This window comes from Mesorhizobium sp. WSM4840 (genome assembly GCF_055811755.1).
The window spans coordinates 110,380-132,420 of the sequence record NZ_JBVVQD010000013.1; the positions used below are offsets into that span (position 1 = coordinate 110,380).

At 63.8% G+C, this 22,041-nt stretch carries 24 protein-coding genes and 1 pseudogene; 13 read left to right on the plus strand and 12 right to left on the minus strand.

The window, feature by feature from the left end; translation table 11 throughout:
* Positions 1-146 precede the first annotated feature (146 nt).
* Complete coding sequence (gene groL, locus AC0L3I_RS18685) at positions 147-1,778, minus strand: chaperonin GroEL (RefSeq protein ID WP_473527858.1); 1,632 nt, start codon at positions 1,776-1,778, stop codon at positions 147-149.
* Between the two features lie 58 nt (positions 1,779-1,836).
* Positions 1,837-2,151 carry a co-chaperone GroES gene (locus AC0L3I_RS18690; RefSeq protein ID WP_095493216.1) on the minus strand — a complete coding sequence of 105 codons (315 nt, stop codon included), beginning with the start codon at positions 2,149-2,151 and terminating at the stop codon, positions 1,837-1,839.
* A gap of 353 nt (positions 2,152-2,504) precedes the next feature.
* Here AC0L3I_RS18690 and AC0L3I_RS18695 point away from each other — a divergent pair, with 353 nt between their 5' ends.
* Positions 2,505-2,837, plus strand: a complete 333-nt coding sequence (locus tag AC0L3I_RS18695) for a hypothetical protein (protein ID WP_473488922.1) — start codon at positions 2,505-2,507, stop codon at positions 2,835-2,837.
* A gap of 23 nt (positions 2,838-2,860) precedes the next feature.
* The gene (locus AC0L3I_RS18700; protein WP_258123242.1) at positions 2,861-3,130 is read left to right on the plus strand and encodes an usg protein; all 270 of its coding nucleotides are present in this window, start codon (positions 2,861-2,863) and stop codon (positions 3,128-3,130) included.
* Between the two features lie 57 nt (positions 3,131-3,187).
* On the opposite strand, the gene AC0L3I_RS18705 is transcribed toward AC0L3I_RS18700, so the two are convergent.
* Complete coding sequence (locus AC0L3I_RS18705; RefSeq protein ID WP_292193223.1) at positions 3,188-3,445, minus strand: DUF982 domain-containing protein; 258 nt, start codon at positions 3,443-3,445, stop codon at positions 3,188-3,190.
* 166 nt (positions 3,446-3,611) lie between these two features.
* On the minus strand, positions 3,612-3,830 hold the full coding sequence (locus tag AC0L3I_RS18710) for a hypothetical protein (protein WP_023799042.1): 219 nt from the start codon (positions 3,828-3,830) through the stop codon (positions 3,612-3,614).
* Between the two features lie 232 nt (positions 3,831-4,062).
* On the opposite strand from AC0L3I_RS18710, the gene AC0L3I_RS18715 reads away from it, so the two are divergent.
* Genes AC0L3I_RS18715 through AC0L3I_RS18725 form a run of 3 tightly spaced genes read left to right on the plus strand, consistent with a single transcriptional unit; the run spans position 4,063 to position 5,240 of the window.
* A complete protein-coding gene (locus AC0L3I_RS18715) occupies positions 4,063-4,527 on the plus strand; it encodes an Hsp20 family protein (RefSeq protein WP_473488923.1) in 465 nt (154 codons plus the stop codon).
* A 58-nt stretch (positions 4,528-4,585) separates the two neighbouring features.
* Positions 4,586-5,122 (plus strand): Hsp20/alpha crystallin family protein, encoded by a 537-nt coding sequence (locus tag AC0L3I_RS18720; RefSeq protein WP_123147844.1) that lies wholly within the window; start codon positions 4,586-4,588, stop codon positions 5,120-5,122.
* Positions 5,091-5,240, plus strand: a complete 150-nt coding sequence (locus AC0L3I_RS18725; protein ID WP_473527859.1) for a hypothetical protein — start codon at positions 5,091-5,093, stop codon at positions 5,238-5,240. Before AC0L3I_RS18720 ends, AC0L3I_RS18725 begins: the two co-directional genes overlap by 32 nt.
* Before the next feature lie 192 nt (positions 5,241-5,432).
* On the opposite strand, the gene AC0L3I_RS18730 is transcribed toward AC0L3I_RS18725, so the two are convergent.
* From AC0L3I_RS18730 to AC0L3I_RS18755, 6 genes are all read right to left on the minus strand, one after another.
* Complete coding sequence (locus AC0L3I_RS18730) at positions 5,433-6,323, minus strand: ribokinase (RefSeq protein ID WP_473527860.1); 891 nt, start codon at positions 6,321-6,323, stop codon at positions 5,433-5,435.
* A 13-nt stretch (positions 6,324-6,336) separates the two neighbouring features.
* Positions 6,337-7,212 (minus strand): MurR/RpiR family transcriptional regulator, encoded by an 876-nt coding sequence (locus tag AC0L3I_RS18735; protein WP_473527861.1) that lies wholly within the window; start codon positions 7,210-7,212, stop codon positions 6,337-6,339.
* Entirely contained in the window at positions 7,209-8,186 is a 978-nt protein-coding gene (locus AC0L3I_RS18740; protein ID WP_473488926.1) for an ABC transporter permease, read from the minus strand. The genes AC0L3I_RS18735 and AC0L3I_RS18740 overlap by 4 nt, the downstream gene beginning before the upstream one ends.
* 16 nt (positions 8,187-8,202) lie before the next feature.
* Positions 8,203-9,729, minus strand: coding sequence for a sugar ABC transporter ATP-binding protein (locus AC0L3I_RS18745; RefSeq protein ID WP_473488927.1), 1,527 nt, complete (start codon positions 9,727-9,729; stop codon positions 8,203-8,205).
* Positions 9,730-9,914: 185 nt separating this feature from the next.
* On the minus strand, positions 9,915-10,973 hold the full coding sequence (locus tag AC0L3I_RS18750; RefSeq protein ID WP_473488928.1) for a sugar ABC transporter substrate-binding protein: 1,059 nt from the start codon (positions 10,971-10,973) through the stop codon (positions 9,915-9,917).
* Positions 10,974-11,014: 41 nt separating this feature from the next.
* The gene (locus tag AC0L3I_RS18755) at positions 11,015-12,004 is read right to left on the minus strand and encodes a TIM barrel protein (RefSeq protein WP_473488929.1); all 990 of its coding nucleotides are present in this window, start codon (positions 12,002-12,004) and stop codon (positions 11,015-11,017) included.
* A gap of 247 nt (positions 12,005-12,251) precedes the next feature.
* Here AC0L3I_RS18755 and AC0L3I_RS18760 point away from each other — a divergent pair, with 247 nt between their 5' ends.
* Together AC0L3I_RS18760 and AC0L3I_RS18765 are read left to right on the plus strand one after the other, a co-directional pair.
* A complete protein-coding gene (locus AC0L3I_RS18760) occupies positions 12,252-13,370 on the plus strand; it encodes a nucleotidyltransferase family protein (protein ID WP_473488930.1) in 1,119 nt (372 codons plus the stop codon).
* A gap of 129 nt (positions 13,371-13,499) precedes the next feature.
* Complete coding sequence (locus tag AC0L3I_RS18765; protein WP_473488931.1) at positions 13,500-14,237, plus strand: AfsR/SARP family transcriptional regulator; 738 nt, start codon at positions 13,500-13,502, stop codon at positions 14,235-14,237.
* A 33-nt stretch (positions 14,238-14,270) separates the two neighbouring features.
* Here AC0L3I_RS18765 and AC0L3I_RS18770 read toward each other — a convergent pair whose 3' ends face one another.
* Positions 14,271-14,768 (minus strand): hypothetical protein, encoded by a 498-nt coding sequence (locus tag AC0L3I_RS18770; RefSeq protein ID WP_473527862.1) that lies wholly within the window; start codon positions 14,766-14,768, stop codon positions 14,271-14,273.
* On the minus strand, positions 14,768-15,664 hold the full coding sequence (locus AC0L3I_RS18775; RefSeq protein ID WP_473527863.1) for a LysR family transcriptional regulator: 897 nt from the start codon (positions 15,662-15,664) through the stop codon (positions 14,768-14,770). Before AC0L3I_RS18775 ends, AC0L3I_RS18770 begins: the two co-directional genes overlap by 1 nt.
* A 270-nt stretch (positions 15,665-15,934) precedes the next feature.
* Between AC0L3I_RS18775 and AC0L3I_RS18780 the strand changes: the two genes are divergently transcribed.
* From AC0L3I_RS18780 to AC0L3I_RS18805, 6 genes and pseudogenes are all read left to right on the plus strand, one after another.
* Positions 15,935-16,669 (plus strand): SDR family NAD(P)-dependent oxidoreductase, encoded by a 735-nt coding sequence (locus AC0L3I_RS18780; RefSeq protein ID WP_473527864.1) that lies wholly within the window; start codon positions 15,935-15,937, stop codon positions 16,667-16,669.
* Between the two features lie 122 nt (positions 16,670-16,791).
* A pseudogene (locus AC0L3I_RS18785) lies at positions 16,792-17,472 on the plus strand (NADPH-dependent F420 reductase); the annotation flags it as partial.
* A gap of 385 nt (positions 17,473-17,857) precedes the next feature.
* Positions 17,858-18,460 carry a CDP-alcohol phosphatidyltransferase family protein gene (locus AC0L3I_RS18790; RefSeq protein WP_123148043.1) on the plus strand — a complete coding sequence of 201 codons (603 nt, stop codon included), beginning with the start codon at positions 17,858-17,860 and terminating at the stop codon, positions 18,458-18,460.
* Positions 18,461-18,484: 24 nt separating this feature from the next.
* Complete coding sequence (locus tag AC0L3I_RS18795; protein ID WP_473527865.1) at positions 18,485-20,266, plus strand: bifunctional alpha/beta hydrolase/class I SAM-dependent methyltransferase; 1,782 nt, start codon at positions 18,485-18,487, stop codon at positions 20,264-20,266.
* Positions 20,267-20,268: 2 nt separating this feature from the next.
* Positions 20,269-21,612, plus strand: coding sequence for a phosphatase PAP2/dual specificity phosphatase family protein (locus AC0L3I_RS18800; protein ID WP_473527866.1), 1,344 nt, complete (start codon positions 20,269-20,271; stop codon positions 21,610-21,612).
* A complete protein-coding gene (locus AC0L3I_RS18805) occupies positions 21,609-22,037 on the plus strand; it encodes a hypothetical protein (RefSeq protein ID WP_123148040.1) in 429 nt (142 codons plus the stop codon). The genes AC0L3I_RS18800 and AC0L3I_RS18805 overlap by 4 nt, the downstream gene beginning before the upstream one ends.
* Positions 22,038-22,041: the final 4 nt, after the last annotated feature.

Genomic DNA, 22,041 nt, shown 5'->3' on the forward strand with positions numbered 1-22,041 from the left:
TTTTTTATTTGTTTTTTTCATGGGGCGGGCCCTTTTATATAAAAAAAATTTAAAATATTCCCTTTCCAAACATTTTTATTCCCCCCCCCCCCCCCCCCCCCCCCCCCGCGGGGGGGCCACGGCCGTTTGTCCTCAGAAGCCTGGCGTCAGTAGTCCATGCCGGCACCGGCAGGCATCGCCGGCGTGGCACCTTCTTTCTTCGGCTTCTCGGCCACCATCGCCTCGGTGGTCACCAGCAGGCCGGCCACCGACGCCGCGTCCTGGAGAGCGGCGCGCACCACCTTGGCCGGGTCGATCACGCCCTGCCCGTAGAGGTCGCCGAACTCGTTGGTCTGGGCGTTCCAGCCATAGCCGAATTCGGTCTTCTCTCGCAGCTTGCCGACGATGATCGAACCCTCGGCGCCGGCATTCTCGGCGATCTGGCGCACCGGCTGTTCGATGGCCCGACGCACGATCTCGACGCCGGTCTTCTGGTCGGGATTGTCGACGGCGACATTGTCGAGCGCCTTCGCCGCCCTGAGCAGCGCCACGCCGCCGCCGGGCAGGATACCCTCCTCGACCGCCGCGCGGGTGGCGTGCATGGCATCGTCGACGCGGTCCTTGCGCTCCCTGACCTCGACCTCGGTCGAGCCACCGACGCGGATGACGGCGACGCCGCCGGCGAGCTTGGCCAGCCGCTCCTGCAGCTTCTCACGGTCGTAGTCGGAGGTGGTCTCCTCGATCTGCGCCTTGATCTGGCTGATGCGCGCCTGGATTTCATCCTTGCGGCCGGCACCGTCGACGATGGTGGTGTTCTCCTTCTCGATCAGCACCTTCTTGGCGCGGCCGAGCATCTCCAATGTGACGTTTTCGAGCTTGATGCCGAGATCCTCGCTGATTGCCGTGCCGCCGGTCAGGATGGCAATGTCTTCCAGCATGGCCTTGCGGCGGTCACCAAAACCCGGCGCCTTGACGGCGGCAACCTTCAGGCCACCGCGCAGCTTGTTGACGACCAGCGTCGCCAGCGCCTCGCCTTCGACATCCTCGGCGATGATCAGCAGCGGCTTGCTCGATTGCACTGCGGCTTCGAGCACCGGAAGCATGGCCTGCAGGTTGGACAGCTTCTTCTCGTGGATCAGCACATAGGGCTCTTCGAGCTCGACACGCATCTTGTCCTGGTTGGTGATGAAATAGGGGCTGAGATAGCCGCGATCGAATTGCATGCCCTCGACCACTTCCAGCTCGGTCTCGGCGGTCTTGGCCTCCTCGACGGTGATGACGCCCTCATTGCCGACCTTTTCCATCGCTTCGGCGAGGAAGCGGCCGATCTCGGCATCGCCATTGGCCGAGATGGCGCCGACCTGGGCGATCTCGTCGTTCCGGGTCACCTTGCGGGCATTGGCCTTGAGTTCAGCGACGATGGCGTCGACCGCCTTGTCGATGCCGCGCTTCAGGTCCATCGGATTCATGCCGGCGGCAACCGCCTTGGCGCCTTCCTGGACGATCGACTGAGCCAGAACGGTCGCGGTCGTTGTGCCGTCGCCGGCGACGTCGCTTGTCTTCGACGCCACCTCGCGCACCATCTGCGCGCCCATGTTCTCGAACTTGTCCTCAAGCTCGATTTCCTTGGCGACGGTAACGCCGTCCTTGGTAATGCGCGGGGCGCCGAATGACTTGTCGAGGATGACATTGCGGCCCTTGGGACCGAGTGTGACCTTCACTGCGTCGGCGAGGATATTGACGCCGCGCAACATCTTCTCGCGGGCTTCGGTATGGAATTTCACATCCTTGGCAGCCATTGGATAACTCCTTCAAATAGGCAGCTTTTCGTTGACTGATTGCTTGTCCAGGCCCCGCTCAGGCGGCCTTCTGCATCTTGTCGGTCGATTCGATCACGCCCAGCACGTCGCTTTCCTTCATGATGAGCAGGTCCTCGCCGTTGAGCTTGATCTCGGTGCCCGACCATTTGCCGAACAGGATACGGTCGCCGACCTTGACGTCGAGCGGCTGCAGCTGGCCGCTATCGTCACGCGCCCCAGGCCCGGCGGCGATTACCTCGCCTTCCTGCGGCTTTTCCTTGGCGGTGTCGGGAATGATGATGCCGCCCGCGGTCTTCTCGTCGACCTCGATGCGGCGGACCAGGATACGGTCATGCAGTGGACGGAACGCCATGTCGTTCTCCTCATAGGACAAACAGATTTTCTTGGACCTCCCTTCGCAGCCGACCGGTACAACGGCCGATGCGACGGTGCGCGACCCCTGCTCAGGCATCACGCGCATATCGAATTAGTCTGCCGATTCAGGCTTTCAAGAGGACGTCGAAAAAATTTTAGCACTCGCCGTGGTCGAGTGCCAACGCACCGTAATAGCGCACTGTAATTATGGCGCTATTCCAGGATTGAAACGACGGATGCGGCTTGAAACCGCGCCGCAACCCTCCAACGTCGTCGTCGACCGCGGCACCGCCTGCCGGCCGGCCGGAACCGATGAGGAAGCGGACGCGTTTTTGCACGCGGAGGATGGCGATGGAACGCGATGCCCCAACGATTTCGATTGCACCGGAAGATCCCGCTCTCGGCCGGCTGCTCGATCCGGCGCGGCATTTCGATCGTCCACAGGACGTGCTGGCCGACGCGACGCTGGACGTCGGTGAAAAGCGCGCGATCCTGTCGTCATGGGCCTCCGATGCCTGCGCGGTCGAATCCATGCCGGCGCTGCGCAAGCCGCCCGGCGCCAAAGCTCCAATCGCCTTTGAAGAGATCATGGACGCTCTGCAGGCACTCGATGGCGCAGGTCCATCTCAAGGCGCCGGCGCCAGCCGAAGCCGCCACGGCGGGCCCCACCGCGTCGGCGCCTGATTTACGACAGAAAGGAGACGTGCATGGTCAGCAACGAGTTCCAGCTCCAGATGCAGGGTTTTGGCCTGACGACGGCGGAGATCCATTATCGTCTTCCCGACTATCGGGACCTGCTGCAGCTCTTCATCTGGCAGGAATACGACATCGCTCCGGATTTCCCGACGCTGAAGCATTTCCTCGAATATTGGGAACGTGAGATCGAAGGCCCGCTGCATTCCGTGCGTGTCGCCCATCACCGTCTGATCCAGCCCTCCGAATGGCGGGCGGTGGACGGTGTTATTACGCTGCAGTGAGACGTCGTTGCGTTGCAGTGAGGCAGGGGGGTACGCGCCGCTCCGGGCCACGGCCGTTCAGGTGGATTTACGTCCCTTGACAAGCAGTCCGGCCGTGCGAGCCGCCTTGACGAAGGCCGTGCGAGCCTCGCGGGCGGTGCGCCAGCCGTCGAGCGCGTCGCGGCAGGCGCGATAGGCTGCGCGCCAGTTCCGGCCGCGCGCCCGGTCCGGCCACTGCTGCATGCATTCGATGGCTTCCCAACTGCTTGCGACCTTGCGCTCTCCGACGGATTGGAGCTTCAGCGTGATCGGCTCGGAAAATGGGACGTCGTTCATCACTTCCTCCTTCTTTCTGTTTTTTAGAGCAAGTAACATCCTCGAATAAGCAGCAAGGCAGCCGATGTCCGATCGGCGCCGGTGGACGAGATGGTTCGTGTGCCTGCACGCTTCAAGACCTCCCCGCCTCAAACCCCTGGCCCCCGCCCTCGACTGCAACGGCCGGCTATATGTCGTCGTCAGGCGGTTCGAGAAGCCCGATCAGCGTCGCCACCCTTGCCGACGGCAGAGGGCGGCCCTCGTTGACCAGCGCCTCATCGGCACCGACCCAGGCAAAGGCCTCGCGCAACTCTTCGATCGTCGCGCCGGTCGAGGCGATGTCGGCGATGACGGCGTCGTCCACCGGGCCCAGCACCGAAATGATGTCGTCGCGTGTCATGGTCATGATATCCTCCATGCGGCGTGCCGGCGCGACCCTCAAATGACGGTTGAAACCGGCATTGCCAGTACAATCTGGCAACAAAAAAATCTGGCTGCGGGACAGAATCTGGGTCTTGATTTCGGCCTGACAATAACCAAATCCAAATTGCCGGTTGCCGAACGGGACCGGCAGAACCCAGGGAGCGCCAAGCTCTTTGGCGTCCCTCGTACTATGTTGCTCCATGGAGGATGTAGCTATGAGAACCGCATTCGACTTTTCCCCGCTCTATCGGTCGAGCATCGGTTTCGACCGTATCTTCACCCTGCTGGAAAACGCGCCTCAGGCAGTCGAAACCTGGCCGCCTTATGACATCGAGCGAAGCGACGAGAACACCTATCGTGTGAGGATCGCCGTCGCCGGCTTTTCCGAGAACGATCTCGACATTAGCCACGAGCCGAACCTTCTAATCGTCTCGGGCGAGCGCAAGGAACAGGACGAGGTGGAATATCTCCATCGCGGCCTTCCGGTGCGACCGTTCACACGGCGCTTCGAGCTTGCCGATCACATGACGGTCACCGGCGCCTCGCTCAACAACGGCCTGCTGACGATCGACCTCGTGCGCGAAGTGCCCGAGGAGATGAAGCCGCGTCGCATCGCGATCGCCAAGGACGACGACGCGCGGAAGGCCGGGCAGGTCGAGAAGCCGAAGCAGGCCGCCTGAGCGAAGGCGATCTCTGGCGTTCGCCTTTGGCGCAACCAGTCGAGAAAGGAGAACAGCAATGGCTATTCGTGATCTCATACCCTGGGGCCGGGAGAACAGTCCGGTTCCCAGCTTCTATCGTGACGAGGAGCGCGACCCGTTCATGGCGTTGCATCGCGAGATGAACCGCCTGATCGACGACGCGTTCCGCGGCTTCGAAACGCGCATGCCTTCGCTCAGCGGATTTTCGTCGGCGCGCGGCAGCTGGCCGAGCGTCGAAATCGCCGACGGCGAGAAGGAGATCCGCGTGACCGCGGAAATTCCTGGCATGGACGAAAAGGACGTCGAGGTGATGCTCGATGACGGTGTGCTGACGCTGCGCGGCGAGAAGCGCTCCGAGACCGAGGACAAGGACAGGCAGTTCTCCGAGCGGTTCTACGGCCGCTTCGAGCGCCGCATCCCGCTCGGCTACGAGGTCGAGGAGGACAAGGTGAACGCCGCCTTCCATAACGGCGTGCTCACCGTGACGCTGCCCAAGACGGAGCGCGCACAGTCGAAAGCCAAGCGCATCGCCATCAGTGGCGGTGCCGCCAGCCCCGGCAAGAGCAAGCACTGACGACATCGGCAGCCGGACGCGCAAGCGCCCGGCTGCGCAGGCCCGCGCTCTCCGCCAAAGGGGCGTGGGCTTCATTTGTTTGGCCGATGCGCCTGACGGCGCGAAGGCCGCATATTGAGTATCTACGGAGCATTTAGTAGCAGCGTCGCTACCGTGGCGTTCCTGGCCCCCAGGCTACGGAAGCCCGTCATCCGAAAGGGTGGCGGGCTTTCGTATCAATTGTCGAACTTTATCGGCCTGTCGGAGCCGAGCGAAAAGTCCTCGCCATCCGCTTCTTGTCGCCTGTCACGGGCGGAGCCGGCCATCCGTCTCAGATCTCCTCGCGCTCGCGTTCCGGCGTGGCGACCAGCACGGCCGCGGCGGTGTTGGCGGCGGCGAGGGCAGCCTCGACCTGATGCCCACGGGCAAGGCCTGCCGCGAACGCGCCGACGAACTCGTCGCCGGCGCCATGGGTGCTGACGACCTTCACCGGGATGGCCGCCAGCAAGAACGCCTGGCCGTCGCGGTCGCAATAGGCAACGCCCTCCCCGCCGGCCGTGACGATCGCGGCCGGATAGAAATCGGCCAGCATGCGTGCCGCCTCGGCAGCCCCCTCGAGCGTGTCGACGACCGGAATGCCGGCCAGGAATTCCGCCTCGATGGCGTTGACGATGACGATATCGGTAAGTGCGATCAGTTCGCCGGACAGTTTTCGGGCGGGTGCGGCGTTGAGCACGACGCGCCCGCCATGCGCCTTCACCGCCCGCGCCGCGGCAATGTTGGCGGCTTCCGGCACCTCGTTCTGCAGCAGCAGAACCGACGTTTGCGCAATCACATCAGTAGCTTCCGCGACGTCTTTCTTGCCCAAGGTGAGATTGCTGCCTGACACGATCACCGCGCCATAATCGCCGCCGTCGTCGAAAATCGCCACGCTCATGCCGGAGCCGGCGCCAGCCGCGACCCGCACGAAGCGGCTGTCGACGCCGCAGCGGTAGAGATTGTCGAGAAGCACGCGGCCGAAATCGTCATCGCCGACGGCGCCGATCATCGCCGAGCCCACGCCGGCTCGCGCCACCGACACTGCCTGGTTGCCGCCCTTGCCGCCGCATTTCGGCTGCCAGGCATGGCCGGTCACCGTTTCGCCCTTGCGCGGGCGGTCAGGCGCTTCGACCATGATGTCGTAATGCAGGCTGCCGAACACGGTGACCAGCGGAGCCGTCATGTACCCCAATCTTTCATGAGCCCTTGTCCCGACGTTTCGACGTCACCGCCGACATGGTGCGGCCGAGATTGCGCTCCGCCGCCTGATAGTCGCGCTGCGCCACCGCGACGAACAGCGAATCGAGAATGTTGAGCTGGGCGATGCGCGCCGCAGCGTTCTCGCCCATCAGCGGCGAGCCCTGCGCTGTCGAGCACAGCACGATGTCTGCAACGGCGGCCAGCGGCGAGTTGTCGTAGTTGGTGATCGCCAGCGTCCGCGCCCCGCTCTTGCGGGCGAGATGGATGGCATCGATGACGGCGCTGGTATTGCCCGAATGCGAGAAGCCGACGGCGATGTCGTCGGCGCCGAGCAGCGAGGCCGACATCAGCATCATGTGCGAATCGTCGTAGACCGATGCGCGGATGCCGATGCGCAGGAATTTGTGCGACACGTCGCGCGCGATCTGCGCCGAACCGCCGACGCCATAGAAATCCCGGTTCTTGGCGCGGTAGAGAAGATCGGCGGCGCGGTCGAAATCGTCCATGTCGAGGATCGCCAGCGTTTCCTCCAACGCCTGGATGGAGGTGCGGAACACTTTTTGGACGATCTCGGCCGAACTGTCGTCGGCCGACAGCTCCTGGTGCATTTCTGCGGTCGGCAGGCGGCTATACTCATAGACCGCGGTGCGGAAGTCGCGGTAGCCGGAAAAACCCAGCTTCTTGGCGATCTTGACCACCATCGCCTCCGACACGCCGGCCTCTTCGGCGATCTGCTTGAGCGGAATGGTCTCGTCGAAGCCGCGCCGTCCGAAGACGGTTTCCACCACCTTCGCCTCGAGCGGCGTCAAATGCGGCATCATCATGCGGATCCGCGGTCCTACTGCTTTCAGATCCAGGCTGGTCAAGGTCATCCACGTCCCCTCGTCACGCGATCGATAAGCATCGCGGCAAGGATTATAAGACCAGTTGCCAGGAGCTGATAGAAGGACTGGACATTCATCAGCGTCAGGCCGTTGCGCATGGTGCCGAGAATGACGGCGCCCAGGATGGTGCCGACCACGCTGCCCTTGCCGCCCATCAGCGAGGCGCCGCCGATGGCCGCCGCGGCAATCGCATCGAGCTCCCAGAGATTGCCGAGAATGGGCTCGGCGGCACCCAGCCGGCCGATCAGGATCTGCGCGGCAAGGGCCGCCAGCAGACCCGAAATCATGTAGGCGGCTATCTTGGTGCGGGCGATCGGCACGCCTGCTATGTAGGCGGCCTCCTCATTGCCGCCGACGGCGAGCAGATATTCGCCGAACGGCGTCTTCTTGAGGATGATCCATGCGATCAGCGCGACCACGGCCACGATGATGACCGCCAACGGCAATCCGAACAGCGAGCCGTTGAAGATGGTGCGGAAGCCGGCAGGCAGGCCGAGCACCGGATTGCCGCCGGTATAGATCAGCGCCAGCGCCCGGTAGGTGCTGAGCGTTCCCAGCGTGACGATGAAAGGCTGCAGTCCGACATAGGCGACCAGCACGCCGTTGAGCAGCCCGCAGACGAGGCCGATGGCGAAGCCGGCGGCGATGGCCAGCGGAAACGGCACGCCGGCAACCAGCATCGAGGCCGAGATGACGGCCGAAAGGGCCGCCGTCGGCCCGACCGACAGATCGATGCCGCCCGAGATGATCACCAGCGTCATGCCCAAGGCCAGGCAGGCATTGATGCTCGACTGCTGCAGGATGTTGATCAGGTTGCGCTCGGCAAAGAAGCCCGGGACCAGCGCACCGAAGACGGCGAGGATCACGACCAGGCCGATCAGCGTCCCGGCGTCGCGCACGGAAAACCGGTGCAGGAATTCAGCCCTTGGGCGCGCTGCTGTGTGTTCGGTTATATCAGTCATCCGCTGGTCCTGTCCGTTATGCACCGGCCCGATGGCCTTGCGCCTTGCCGGCCTGAGTCTCCGATTGGGGTATGGCGTGCGCCGCGATCGCCTGTTCGTTGAGATCGGACCGGTCGATTGCGGCGGCGACCGTGCCGTCGCGCATGACCAGCACGCGGTCGGCGAGCCGGATCACCTCGGGAAGCTCGGACGACACGACGACGACCGAATGGCCTTCGGCGGCGAGCTCCTCGATCAAATGATAGATCTCCGCCTTGGCGCCGACATCGATGCCGCGCGTCGGCTCGTCGAACAAAAGGATGCGCGTTCCCGCCGCCAGCCAGCGGCCGATGATCGCCTTCTGCTGGTTGCCGCCGCTGAACAGCCGGATCGGCCGGTCGAGCAGGAATGGCCTGAGATTGACCCGCTTCATCTTCTCGGCCGCGACCCGCTTCAGCCTGGTGTGATCGATGACGCCGCGCGGTGCGAACACGCCCATCGACGCCAGCGCCATATTGCTGGAGATCGACCGTAACGGCACGATGCCTTCGCGCTTGCGCTCCTCCGGCACCAGGCCGATGCCGGCGGCGATAGCGTCGCGCGGATTGGAAAGTTTGATCGCCTTGCCGTCGATGTCGACCGTGCCTGATGAGGCGCGGTCGGCGCCGGCCAGCAGCCGCAGCAGTTCGGTGCGGCCCGAGCCGACCAGGCCGGCAATGCCCAGCACCTCGCCGCGATGCAGGTCGAACGAGACGTCATGGACCTTGGATGCCGAGGCGAGGCCACGCACGCTCAGCCTTACTTCGCTGGAAGCGTGCGAGCGGTGCTGTTCCTGGGCAAGCTCGCGGCCGACCATCATCGAAACGACGGCTTTTTCCGACATCTGCGCGAGATCGACGGATCCGACCACGACACCGTCGCGCATGATTGTGGCGCGTTGGCAGATGCCGAACACCTCGTCCAGCTTGTGCGAGACATAGACAACCGCGACACCGTCGCGCGCCAGTCCGGCAATGACTTCGGCCAGGCGCTCGAACTCGCTCGGCGTCAGGCTCGATGTCGGCTCGTCCATCGCCACGATGCGCGCCCGATCGAGCAGCGCCCGGGCGATCTCGACGATCTGCCGCTGCGCGACCTTCAGGCTGCCGAGCGGTCCACCCGGATCGATGGTCGGATCGAGGGCGGCAAGGGCTTCCGCAGCGCGGCGTTCCTGCTCGCGCCGTGCGACGAAGATGCCGCCGCGCGTCAGCGGATGACCAAGGAACATGTTCTGGGCGACGCTGAGGTGCGGCACCTGCTGCAATTCCTGATGGATCATGGCAACGCCCGCGGCGCGCGCGGCGACCGGATTGTTCAGCATCAGCGGCCTGCCGTCGATCAGCACGCTTCCGGCTGTCGGCCGGTAGACACCAGACAGGATGCGCAGCAGCGTCGATTTGCCGGCGCCGTTCTCACCGAGCAGGCCATGGATTTCGCCGACGCCGACCGAAAAGGACACATCGCTCAGCGCCCGCACGGCCGGAAACACCTTGGAAATGCCCTCGAATTGCAGCCGAGGTGACATTGGTTCGTTCTCCAAGCGATCTCTCAAAGACCCCTCACCCAGCCTCCGCTTCGCTCGGCTGACCTCTCCCCGAGGGGAGAGGAGATCGCCAGCGTCGGCGCCCTGCTCTTCTCCCCAGCGGGGAGAAGGTGGCCGCGAAGCGGCCGGATGAGGGGGGGTGCAACAGCCCCGGTTGTTGCCCCGTCTTAGTTGCCCGCCGCCGCGTCCTCGAGCAGCGCCTTGCGCACGGCGTCGCCGGCGCCGGAATAGCGGTCGGCATTGTCCTTGGTGATCAGCGCCTGCGGCGTGGCGACGACGCGCGGCAGCTTCTGCCCGGCCACCAGTCGCAGCGCCGATTCCAGCGCCACCTCGCCGGTCAGCACCGGGAAACTATCGACGGTGCCGGTCAGCTCGCCGGCGCGGATCGAGGTATACGCGTCGGAGATGCCGTCGGTGCCGAAGACGGCGACCTTGTCCTGCAAGCCGGCGGCCTTGACCGCCTCGACGATGCCCAGCGCCATACCGTCATTGTTGGCATAGAAGCCGATCAGGTCGGGGTGCTGCTGCAGGATGTTGGTGGCCGCGTCGTAGGATGTCTGGCGATCCCAGTTGCCGGGCACGCTGGCGACGACCTCGAACTTCCCGGCCTCGGTGATCGTGGTTTTGAAGCCATCCGTGCGCTGGACGGCGGCATAGACGCCGGCCTGGCCTTCGACGATGGCGACCTTGCCGCCATCCGGCCGGTTCTTGATGAACCATTTGGCGACGCGCACGCCATTGTCGCGCTGGACATTGCCGACATAGTGCTCAGCCTGCGGGATGACCGCGTCATTGACGTTGACCACCGGCACGTTGGCGGACTTGGCCTGTTCCATGATCGGCTGCAGGTTGGAGTCGGTCTGCGGCGAGACGAGAAGCACGTTGTAGCCTTGTGTGACCAGGCCTTCGGCGATGGTGAGCTGGCCGAGCTGGTCGCCCTCGCTCTGCGCCGCCTGGTAGACGACCGGAACGGCGACGCGGTCGCCGAACGACTTGTAGCCCTCACCCAGCGAGCGCCAGTATTCGTTGGTCAGCGTCTTGGAGACGGCGCCCGCCTTGGTGCCCTCGGGCAGCTTGGGGAAAGCACCGAACTTGGCCTCGAGCTGCGACCAGTCGATGCGATCCTGCTCGGTGTCGGAGTTGAGCGGCGCGAGGTCCGCGGAAAATGCCGAACCGATGGACAGCGCCATCAGGCCAGCGGCAGCGGTGGCAAGCAGAAATTTCATGGTCTTTCCTCCCTTGTTGAAAAACGGCGACGGCGCCGGCGTCAGCTGTCCGGCCCGAGCATGGCTTCCTGAATGATGGCTTGCGATGCGATCGCGTCCTGACGATCGACGGCGGTGGACAGGCGGTTGTCCTTTTCCAGCCGATCGACAACGCGCAGCATGCGTTTGACTGTGGCGATGTTGACTTCGCATTCGTGGACCGGATCGAGCCCGGTCATGTCGGGAAACGTGTCGAAGTAGATGGCGCCGGCGTAGCCGTCGCGGAGGATCTGCCTGAGCAGCTCGATCGTCTGCAGCGTGTGCACCGCGCCGACCATCAGGCCGTCGTCGCGCTTGCCGTAGCCGTCGTTGAGATGGACGCCCAAGAGCTTGCTGTGGCGCGCGACCAGTGCTGCGGCAAAGGCCGGCTGCTCGTCGGCGTAGAGCACATGGGCGAAATCAAGCGTCACGCCGAGATTGGGCAGTCCGATCTCGCGGATCGCCAGCAATGTCGTCGCCGCGTCGGGCATCAGGCTGTAGGAGCGCGGCTCGTTGGGCTTGTATTCCAGGCTGATCTGGCAGTCGGGATCATGCGCCGCCACTTCACGAATACCGTCTATCTCGTGTTGCCACAGCGTCGCGTAGTCGGCCTGGAAGGCATAGTCAAAGCCATCCTGGCCGAGCCACAGCGTCATCAGATTGGCGCCGGCCTCACGCACGGCGTCAATGCCGGCCTTGGTTAGGTCGATGGCTTCGCGGCGAACTGCGGGATCTGGATTGGTGAAGGCGCCGAGCTTGAAAGCCGGGTTGGAGTAGTAGCGCATGGCGAAGCCATTGATCGAAAGCCCGACATCGCCGAGTTTTCGCGCCATTTCCGCAGGTTTTTCATCGACATGGTCGGGAAAGTTGAGGTCAAGGTCGGTCAGCCCCGCAACCTTCGCCGCACGCGCCGCCATCTGCAGCATGGACGGCTTGTCGACAAGATCAGGCCATTCGGCCTGTGGTCGCGAGGCAAAGGAATTCAGGCGTGTGGCGAAACGACTGGTTGTCATGGATGACCCTTTTGGTGGACATAACTTCACATGTTTTAATTTACTTGTAAAGTATAGAGCACTGTTTAATTCAATCGTGGGGGCCGGGGGCCTGGGAAGAGACGAACTGCTGGCGCGCGATTTGACCCGCATCCACGGATGCCTTGAGCGCAATTGTTACCGCTTTCGCGAAAGCGGTAACAATTTATGATGACGGTGGCGACGAAATTGTGTTATTACCCTTTTCGCGAAAACGGTAACAACTCATATGCAGCAGATTCCCCATACATACCAGACGCTCTATTCCGAGCTGGCGCAGCGGTCGCTGGATGCCTCGTTCTCGACGGAATTCAACGTCGGCGGCCGCTTTGTCACAGCCGAGGTGAAAGGCCGCCGTTACTGGTATCTCGACCTGCCGAACCCTGACGGCGGCAAAACACGCACATATGTCGGCCCCGTCGACGATCCCGAAATCACCAGGAGGGTCGAAAACTTCAAGGACCTGAAAGCCGACATCAAAGAGCGGCGAAAACTGGTTTCGACACTCATTCGCGAGGCCTACCTGCCACGGCCGGAAAGGAAGACCGGCGACATTGTCCAGGCGCTCGCCGAAGCCGGTTTCTTCAGGCTTCGTGGCGTCCTGGTCGGTACCGTCGCCTATCAATGCTATCCAGCCGTCCTTGGCGTTCGCCTGCCCAGTACGTCGATGGTCACGGGAGATGCCGATTTTGCGCAGTTTCATTCGATCTCGACGGCCGTCGATGACAAGATGCCACCCGTGCTCGATACGTTGAGGAAAGTCGACCCGACTTTCCGGGAGATTCCGCACCAGGCTGACGGCCGCTTCACCACGCAATATTCTTCCCGCTCCGGATACAAGGTCGAATTCCTGACTCCGAACACCGGTTCGGCCGACTACGAGGGTCGTCCAACATCCATGCCCGCGCTTGGTGGCGCGTCGGCGCAGCCCCTGCGGTTTCTCGATTTCCTGATATACGAGCCGATCCGGGCCGTTCTCCTTCACGGTGCCGGCGTGCCGGTGAACGTGCCGTCGCCCGAACGGTACGCCATCCACAAACTCATCGTCGCCAGCCGCCGTCGGACGGACAGCGACGGCACCGCCAAGAGCCGCAAGGACAAGATGCAGGCTGCAACCATCATGGAAGCCATGATCGAACAACGGCAGTCGGAAGACCTGGCCGATGCTTTCATGGAGGCTTACGACCGCGGCCCGGCCTGGAAGGATGCCATACGCAGGAGTCTATCCCAGGTTGAGAAGGGCGCGCGCGAAACCGTCCTGCCGGCGCTGGCCCGCGCTATTCGAAAACTGGAAAGAGACCCTTCGGAATTCGACCTTGAAGACGTGGCGACCGCGCCGAAACGATAGCGCCTCGCGAATAGTAAGGTTCCGGGCAGTAGGCGCCGACCATCAAGTAAATTTACACAGAGCAGTATCGCGGGTAAAATTGCTTGCAAGCGATCGGCGTCCCAAATGAAGGGCCCACTGAAGATCAAGGTGCTCGGCGAATTGGTGGTCCTGCGGGGCGCCCGGGAGATCGCGCTGCCACCGTCGAAGAAAACGCGCGCCCTGCTCGCCTACCTAGTGGTGGCGAACCGGCGTCAGCGGCGCGATCATTTGTGCCGAATGTTCTGGGAGGTGCCTGACGATCCAAGAGCTTCGCTGAGATGGAGTCTCTCGAAGCTAAGGCACATCATCAACCAAAACGGTGACGAGGGCTGCCTGAAGGCCGATCGAGAGAGCGTGCTTTTCGACACCGCCAAGCTTGATGTCGATTTGCCGCAAGTCGCCCACATGACGGCGGACGAGGTACGCTTTCTCGACACCTCACGCCTGGTAACCCTGGCCGCCATGTTCCGGGGGCAGTTCCTTGAAGATCTGGAACTGCCGCGCTGCCCGGTGTTCGAGGCTTGGCGCACATTCCACGGCGACGCATTGGATCGCACCAGATCGATGATCCTGCAGGCGCTTGTCGAGCGGCTGCGCAGCGATCCTGAACGGGCCCTTTCCTACGCCGAAATGCTGCAGTCTCTGGACCCGGCCAACAAGCAGGTTTCATTGGAGATAAGATCCCTCGAGGCTTCGGCTCCCGGCAATGGGCGATCACATCCTCAAGACATGTCCGACGAGCACCGCTTCCTGGTACCCCGAGACCGGACACGCACCCTTCATCGAGGACTCCTCTCGTTTCAACCGCGAACTCGCCGACTCGTGCGCAGAGCGACGACATCATAGCTGACGATAGCGGACATTTCGCGCCAAGGCTTCTCAATCGGACCAGGCCGTCGTGTCTGCTATTGGCGGCGCATTGCGGACGTAAGGCTCGACGCGGCGAATTTCCGTCCGGGTTTTGAACGCGGCCTGCGTATCAGCACCACGCCTCCCACTCGATTGTTCTGAAGCATCATAACGCATTGATCCATCGAGGAAAATTTTTCCGCTGACGACGAAGAACCGTATCCCGGATCTGTCAGAAATTCTCGCTCTTGAATTCAAAGGAGAATTTCGGCGATCCGCGATTTGCTCGGTTTCAAAGACTATCGATATCGGTTGGTCTATTTTCCTCGGAGTTCTCCGCAAAAGCGGCGTCTCCAGCCTGCCAAAAAGACCGTCAGCGATGGTGAAGTCCGTCGCCGTCAGTAGTGTGGCCCTCCCGCCGGTTGCGATACGGCGCAACATTCGCGGATTGAACGACGCCGCTTCAAGCGATCGCAGCTCGGCTTCCGACCGGATTACGGCAAGCGTCGCCGGCGACCTGCTGCGCATCAGTCGCGCGATACAGACAGCCCCGCGAGAAGCGGAGCGTACGCGGCGAGCCTCCGGGATACGAACTCAGTGAAGAGCCGCACGCGCTTCGTCTTGCGTGTCTCCCCCTGCGTGAGAAGCCAGAGCGTTCCATGCATGTGCAGGTCGGTGCCCGGCACCCTTACCAGTAGGGGGTCGGCATCTCCGACGAAGCACGGCAGTGTCGTCATCCCGAGCCCTTGCCGTACTGCAACGATCTGCGCCTCGCCGTCCGTGGTCCTGAACGGAGCCCCCGTGGTACGAACCTCACCCTCGCGGGCCCAGTCCGGGATGCCATGAAAGCTTATGACGATCCACCGGATGGGATCAGGCGCACCCGCACGCCACGCGGCTAGTCGATCGCGAGACATGTAGACGCCGCTGAACAGCTCCGGTCCCTTCAGGCCGTGAAGATTGAGCGGCAGGGTTTTGCGGTCGTAAACGACGCGGATCGCGACATCGGCCTCTCGGTTGGTCAGATTTGCCAACTCGCCGGACGACAAAATTTCCATCTCGATGTCCGGATGCAGAAGCGCAAACTCAGCGAAGTCGGGCATGAGCAGGTGCGTCGCGAGGGTCGGCGCCAGTGTCACCCGCAAGAGTCCGCGTACGCCCTGATCGCGCCCGAAGATTCGCGTCTCCAGCCGGTTCGACGACGCCTCCATCTGCTCCGCGAACTCGAGGACCTCCTCGCCCACAGCCGTCAGGCGGTAGCCCGAAGGCAGCTTTTCGAACATGTGCGCCCCCAGGCGTTCCTCGAGCTGAGCGATGTGTCGCAGCACGGTCGAGTGATTCACCCCGAGGCCCTCGGCGGCGGCCCGCACTGAGCCTCCGCGCGCGACGGCAAGAAAGTAGCGAACGTCATCCCAGTCGATCATGGTGCAATCCGGCACCGCGCGGTGCGCGCCTTCCAAAGCCCGTATCTAGCACATCGAACAGCAGTACGGGCGGTTATCCTAGCCTATGTCGACGAACGAGGCCCCATTCCGAACGGCGGACACCGATCGTCGCGGCTGGCGTCAGTCGTCCAGCCGGATCGATTTCGCACCACCGATGTGCGCGCTTCCGCACTCAACAACTGACGCCGACTGACCCATTTCGAGGTCCTCGGAGGCAGATGCTGTCCCGACACCACGAAAGGAGAAGTCATGGGAAAGCTTGAGGGCAAGGTTGCAGTCATCACGGGTGGATCGAGCGGCATGGCGCTGGCGAGCGCCAAGCGGTTCGTTGAAGAAGGCGCCTACGTTTTCATCACGGGCCGGAGGCGGGAGGCGCTCGACGAGGCCGTCAAGCTGATTGGCCGGGACGTGACCGGCGTGCGCGGCGACGCGGCTAATCTCGACGACCTCGACCGCCTGTTCGATACAGTCAAGCGGGAAAAGGGCAAGATGGACGTCCTGTATGCGAGCGCCGGCACGGGCGAAGCCGTCCCACTGGGCGAGATTACCGAGCAGCATTTCGATGCGACCTTCGGCCTGAATACGCGCGGCACGCTGTTCACGGTGCAAAAGGCGTTGCCGCTGTTCAACGATGGCGGATCGATCTTCATGACCGGATCAGTTGCTTCGGTGAAAGGTTTTCCTGGTTACAGCGTGTATGCGGCGAGCAAGGCGGCGTTGCACGCATTCGCACGCGGGTGGCTCAACGAGCTGAAGGGCAGGAATATCCGGGTGAACGTGCTGCACCCGGGGCCGATCGCCACACCGATGCAGGACCAAGTTCTCGACGAGGAGGGGAAGCGGATGTTCGAAGCCCTGATCCCGCGGGGAAAGATGGGGCGTCCTGAGGAAATTGCGACGGCCGCGCTGTTTCTTGCTTCAGACGATTCGAGCTTCGTGAATGGGCTGGAGTTGTCTGTCGACGGAGGCTTCTCGGCCATCTGAAATCGCGCCGGATCGCGGCAAGTGGCTGATCGGCGGGAACTAGCATGTCCATGGTGGAACGACTTCCGCGCTGAACGGTCGGCCCGGCCGCGCGGAAGTCGTTCACAACGGGATGTCTACGCAAAGGTCGCCACACAGCAGAACGGATAACCCAGCGCCGTTGGAGGCGGGGAATGAATATCAACACGGATCGGAGAAGCATTATGAGCTACGCAATTGTAGGATTCGGTAAGATAGGCCAGGCCCTCGCCCACGCCTTCGCCCGTAAAAACATCGACGTGACCGTCGCGAGCCGCCGTCCGCCCGAGGCGTTGGCGCCACAGGCTCGGGCGATCGGACCCACGGTCGTCGCCAAGTCTCTGCAGAATGCAGTCGAGGCCGACACGATCATCTTGGCAATCCCGTTCTGGGAACACCGCGAGGTTGCGAAGGCTCTGCCGAGCTGGGAAGGCAAGACAGTCATCGACGCGACGAACGTGTTTCCAGTCCCTGAAGAGCTGGACGGTCTCCCGTCCTCCGCCTTCGTCGCGAAGGCGTTCACCGGCGCCAAGCTCGTCAAAGGGTTCAATCACCTGATTGCGGCCACCCTGGCTGCCGATCCGATCGTCGAGGGCGGCCACCGGGTCGTCTTTCTGTCGAGCGACGACGAGGACGCGGCCGCTCCCGTGGCGGCTTTGGCCAAACAACTCGGGTTCGCACCCGTCAAGCTGGGAAAGCTCAACGAGGGTGGCGCGCTGGTGCACGCACGCGGCCGCACTTGGGGCCAGCTGATCTTCCAGGATTTGTTCAAGAAGGAGCAGTAATCGATCTATGACCGTGTGATCGACGCCGAGAACTGGTCGCGCGCGCTAACTTCTTCGAGCAGCGCGCGACCGAATATTTGAAGGCCACAAAGTCGCGAAGGTTGGGGTGGGCCTGACGGCGTATGGGCGCCGTTCGAAAAGCGGGGAGACGCCCGACAGAGCGGCAGATCTGCAGGTCGCCTAGAATCTATCGACTGCTATCGATGGCCTAGGATTCGCTCGAGTGTCCTCTGCTATCCGATACTACTCCACGGTACTCCCTTCACTCCCACTAGAATATCGAGCCCGCCGTCAACAGCTTGGTCATGCTCGCCGCCCTTGCGTCTTGCGCGCCAATTGACCATGCTCGCCGACGTTAGTTGCACCGCGGCCGGGGGGTTCGCACATGCCGACGCTCTATGCGCTCAAACCGGCCTTTCAGGCGAAGCTGCGGCCGCTCGCCGACCGGCTGGCCGGGGCCGGCGTCACCGCCAACCAGATCACGCTGCTGGCTGCCGCCCTGTCGGTTGCCACCGGCGTTGTGGTCGCGGCCCTTGCCGGCCATCGCGCGGTCTTCCTGCTGATGCCGGTGGTGCTGTTTGCGCGCATGGCGCTGAACGCCATCGACGGGATGCTTGCGCGAGAACATGGCCAGGCCTCCAAGCTCGGCATGTATCTTAACGAACTCTGCGACGTCGTTTCCGACCTGGCGCTGATCCTGGCCTTTGCCGCTCTCTTCCCTGCCTGGGGCGTCGTCGCCTTTGCCGTCACAGCAGTGCTTGTGGAATTCGCCGGCGTGCTCGGCATCGCGGCGGGCACGGGGCGCAATTATGCCGGGCCGTTCGGCAAGAGCGACCGGGCGCTGGCGCTCGGTATCATCGCCTTTCTCATCGCCTGCGGCCTGTGGGTGGACGCGATCACGCCGTTTGTGTTTCCGGCCTTGGCTACACTCTCGCTGGTGACCGCCATCAACCGGATACGCAGCGGGCTTAACGGGAGCGGTGACTGAAATTCCGGTCGCCAGGGGAACAACATGCTTCATGAACCAACGATTGCCGCTTCCGCAAGTGAGCAGCGGGTGGCGCAGGAGCGCACCTTCCGCACGCATGACGGCACCGAGATCTTCTATCGCTATTGGCCGGCATTAACCGAACACGGCAAAAGCGCGGTCCTGCTGTTCCACCGTGGCCACGAGCATGGCGGCCGCGTGGCGCATCTTGTCGATGAACTCGACATGCCCGGCCATGCCTTCTACGCCTGGGACGCGCGCGGCAATGGCCGCTCGGCCGGCGAGCGCGGCTATGCGCCGTCCTTTGCAGCACTTGTGCGCGACATCGATTGTTTCGTGCGCGAGATCGGCAGAGACGGGTTCGGCCAACGCGACATCGCATTGATCGCGCAATCCTTCGGCGCCGTGCTCGCCGCCGCCTGGGTGCATGATTATGCGCCCGACATCCGCGCGCTGGTGCTGGCCTCGCCGGCCTTCTCGGTCAAGCTCTACGTGCCCTTCGCCAAGCAAGGCATTGCGCTGTGGCAGAAGATCAAGGGCCGCTTCTTCGTCAATTCCTACGTCAAGGCCAAGTTCCTGACGCATGACCCCGAGCGCATCGCCTCCTTCGAGGCCGATCCGCTGATCACGCGGCCGATCGCCTCCAACATCCTCGTCGAGCTCTACGACCACGCCGCGCGTATCGTCGCCGACGCCCGCGCCATCACCGTGCCGACGCAATTGCTGATCTCCGGCAGCGACTGGGTGGTGCGGCATGGACCGCAGCACGAGTTCTTCGTCAATCTCGCCAGCCCGGCCAAGGAGCGGCATGTGCTGCCCGGCTTCTTCCACGACACGCTCGGCGAACGCGACCGCCGCAAGGCACTCGACCTGATCAAGCCGTTCCTCGAAAGACAGTTCGCGACGCCGGAGAAGCCGCTCGACCTGACCACGGCCGACCGCGCCGGCTACACACGCGACGAGGCCGACCGGCTGGCCTCGCCGCTCGCCCCGCTGTCACCGAAAGGCCTGTACTGGGCAATGAGCCGCGCCTCGATCCGCATGGGCGCGTGGCTGTCGTCAGGCATGAAGACGGGGATTGCCACCGGCTTCGATTCCGGCTCGACGCTCGACTATGTCTACGAGAACCAGGCGCGGGGCACCGGTCCGCTCGGCCGCATGATCGACCGCACCTTTCTCGACGCCATTGGCTGGCGCGGCATCCGCCAGCGCAAGCTGCACCTGGAAGAGCTGATCGGCGGCGCCGCTGAGACGCTGAAGACCGCCGGCCGACCGGTCCATATCGTCGATATCGCCGCCGGCCACGGCCGCTACGTGCTCGACGCCGTCGCCAAATGCACTGAGCCGCCGGCCAGCGTGCGGCTGCAGGATTTCTCCGAGCTCAACGTTTCACTCGGCTGCAAGCTGATCGCCGAGCGGCACCTGCCGACCAGCATCTCGTTCCATCAGGCCGACGCCTTCGACGCCCAAATGCTTGCCGGGCTGGAGCCGGCGCCGGACCTCGCCATCGTCTCCGGGCTTTACGAATTGTTTGCCGACAACGCCATGATCGCCCGCTCGCTCGGCGGGCTGGCCAAGGCGATGCAGCCGGGCGGGCTGCTTCTCTACACCAACCAGCCCTGGCATCCGCAGCTCGAAATGATCGCGCGCAGCCTGACCTCGCATCGCGGCGGCCAGGCCTGGGTGATGCGCCGGCGCACCCAAGGCGAGATGGACCAGCTGGTGGCGGCGGCCGGCTTCGAGAAGCTCGACCAGCGCATCGACCAGTGGGGCATCTTCACCGTCTCGGTCGCGCGGCGCGCCTGAGCATGGTCTTGCCTGCCCTTGGCCCTGCCGATGCCCCTGCCCCTTCTGGCTCCGCGCGCGAGCCGTACGCCGGCATCGTGCTGCGGGCGGCGCTGTGGGTGGGGTTTTTGGCACCGTTCTTCTACGCGACCTACGGCTTCGCCAACTGGCTGGCGTCGCAGCGCGACGATGTCGGCAGCATCGTCTTTGCCTGGGAGCGCGGCATCCCGTTCATCGCCTGGACGATCGTGCCCTATTGGTCGATCAACCTGTTCTACGGCCTGTCGCTGCTGCTCAACGATACCAAGCGCGGCGTCGACCGTCTTGCCGGCCGCTATCTCACGGCGCAAATCGTCGCCGTCGCCTGCTTCATCCTGTTCCCGCTGACGGCGACCTTCGTGCGGCCGCAGACATCAGGCCTGCCAGGCTTCATGTTTGCGGTGCTCGGCGGCTTCGACAAGCCGTTCAACCAGGCGCCATCGCTGCACATCGCGCTGCTGATCATCATCTGGGATCATTGGCGCGGTCGGCTCAAAGGCATGGCCACCGTCTGGCATGCCTGGTGTTTGCTGATCGGCGCCTCGGTGCTGACGACGTGGCAGCACCATGTCATCGACATCCCGACCGGCGCTTTGCTCGGCTTCTTCGCCCTGTGGCTGTTTCCGCGCGATGGCGAATTGCCGTTCGCCGGCTTTCAGCTAACCGCCGACGCCAGGGCCAGGCGGCTGGCTCGGTTCTACGCGCTTGGCACAGCCCTTGTGCTGGCCGGCGCCGTTGCCGGCGCCTTCGTCTCGGCGCTGTGGCTGATCCTGCTGTGGCCGGCGCTGGCGCTGGCCATCGTCGCCTTCGCCTATGCCGGGGCCGGCGCCAGAGTGTTCCAGAAGACGGCCGACGGCAGCGTCTCCCTGGCCAGCCGTGTCTTGCTGCTGCCCTACCGGCTTGGCGCCAGGATCAATAGATGGGCATGGACGCGCAAGCTGCCGCCGCATGTCGCCATTGCCGACGGCGTCTTCCTCGGCCGCTTTCCCACCGCCGCCGAGGCCGACGCCTTCGGCACGGTGATCGACCTTGCCGGCGAGCTGGAACGGCCGCGCGGCGTCACCAGCCGCTGGACTGCTATCGCCATGGTCGACCTTTTGCCGCCACCGCCAGAGGCGCAAGCGCAAGCGGTGGCGGCGATCGAGGCGGCCCGCGGCCACGGCACGGTGCTGGTCTGCTGCGCGCTCGGCTTCCAGCGCAGCGCCGGCGTCGTCGCCGAATGGCTGGTTGCCACCGGCCGCTCGCCAACGCCGGCGCAGGCGCACAAGCGGCTCGCGGCATCGGGCCGGCCGGTGCATCTTCGGATCGCGGTGGATGAGCCGGCATGAGTGCCCATCGAGACAAGGCCGAAGCTTTCGCCGCCGGGCTGATGACGCAGGCGGTGTGGCCGCTGCTTTTGGTGCTGGCCGCATTGACGGCCGCGCCGGTCATTGCCGTGGCAGCGCAGCCGCAGGCGACGATGCTGGCGGCGGCGGCCTGGCTGGTCGCGGCAGCGAGCGGCGTGGTCACCCTCGCCCTCTCGGCCCTGCTTACCTTCGACGCACTGCTGTTCTGGCTGATGGCGAGCCACATCAGCGAGGCCGCCGGCGGAGCCTCGGTCGACGACGTGCTGGCGCGCATGCGCGTCAAACCGGCCGCTGCCGGCATCCGCTCGCTCGACCGGCGCATCGCGGGCACGCAGCGCCTGCTGATGAAGCAGCGCATCGCGCTCGGCCTGTTTATGACGGCATCCGCTGTCGCCTTGTCCTTCTGAGCCG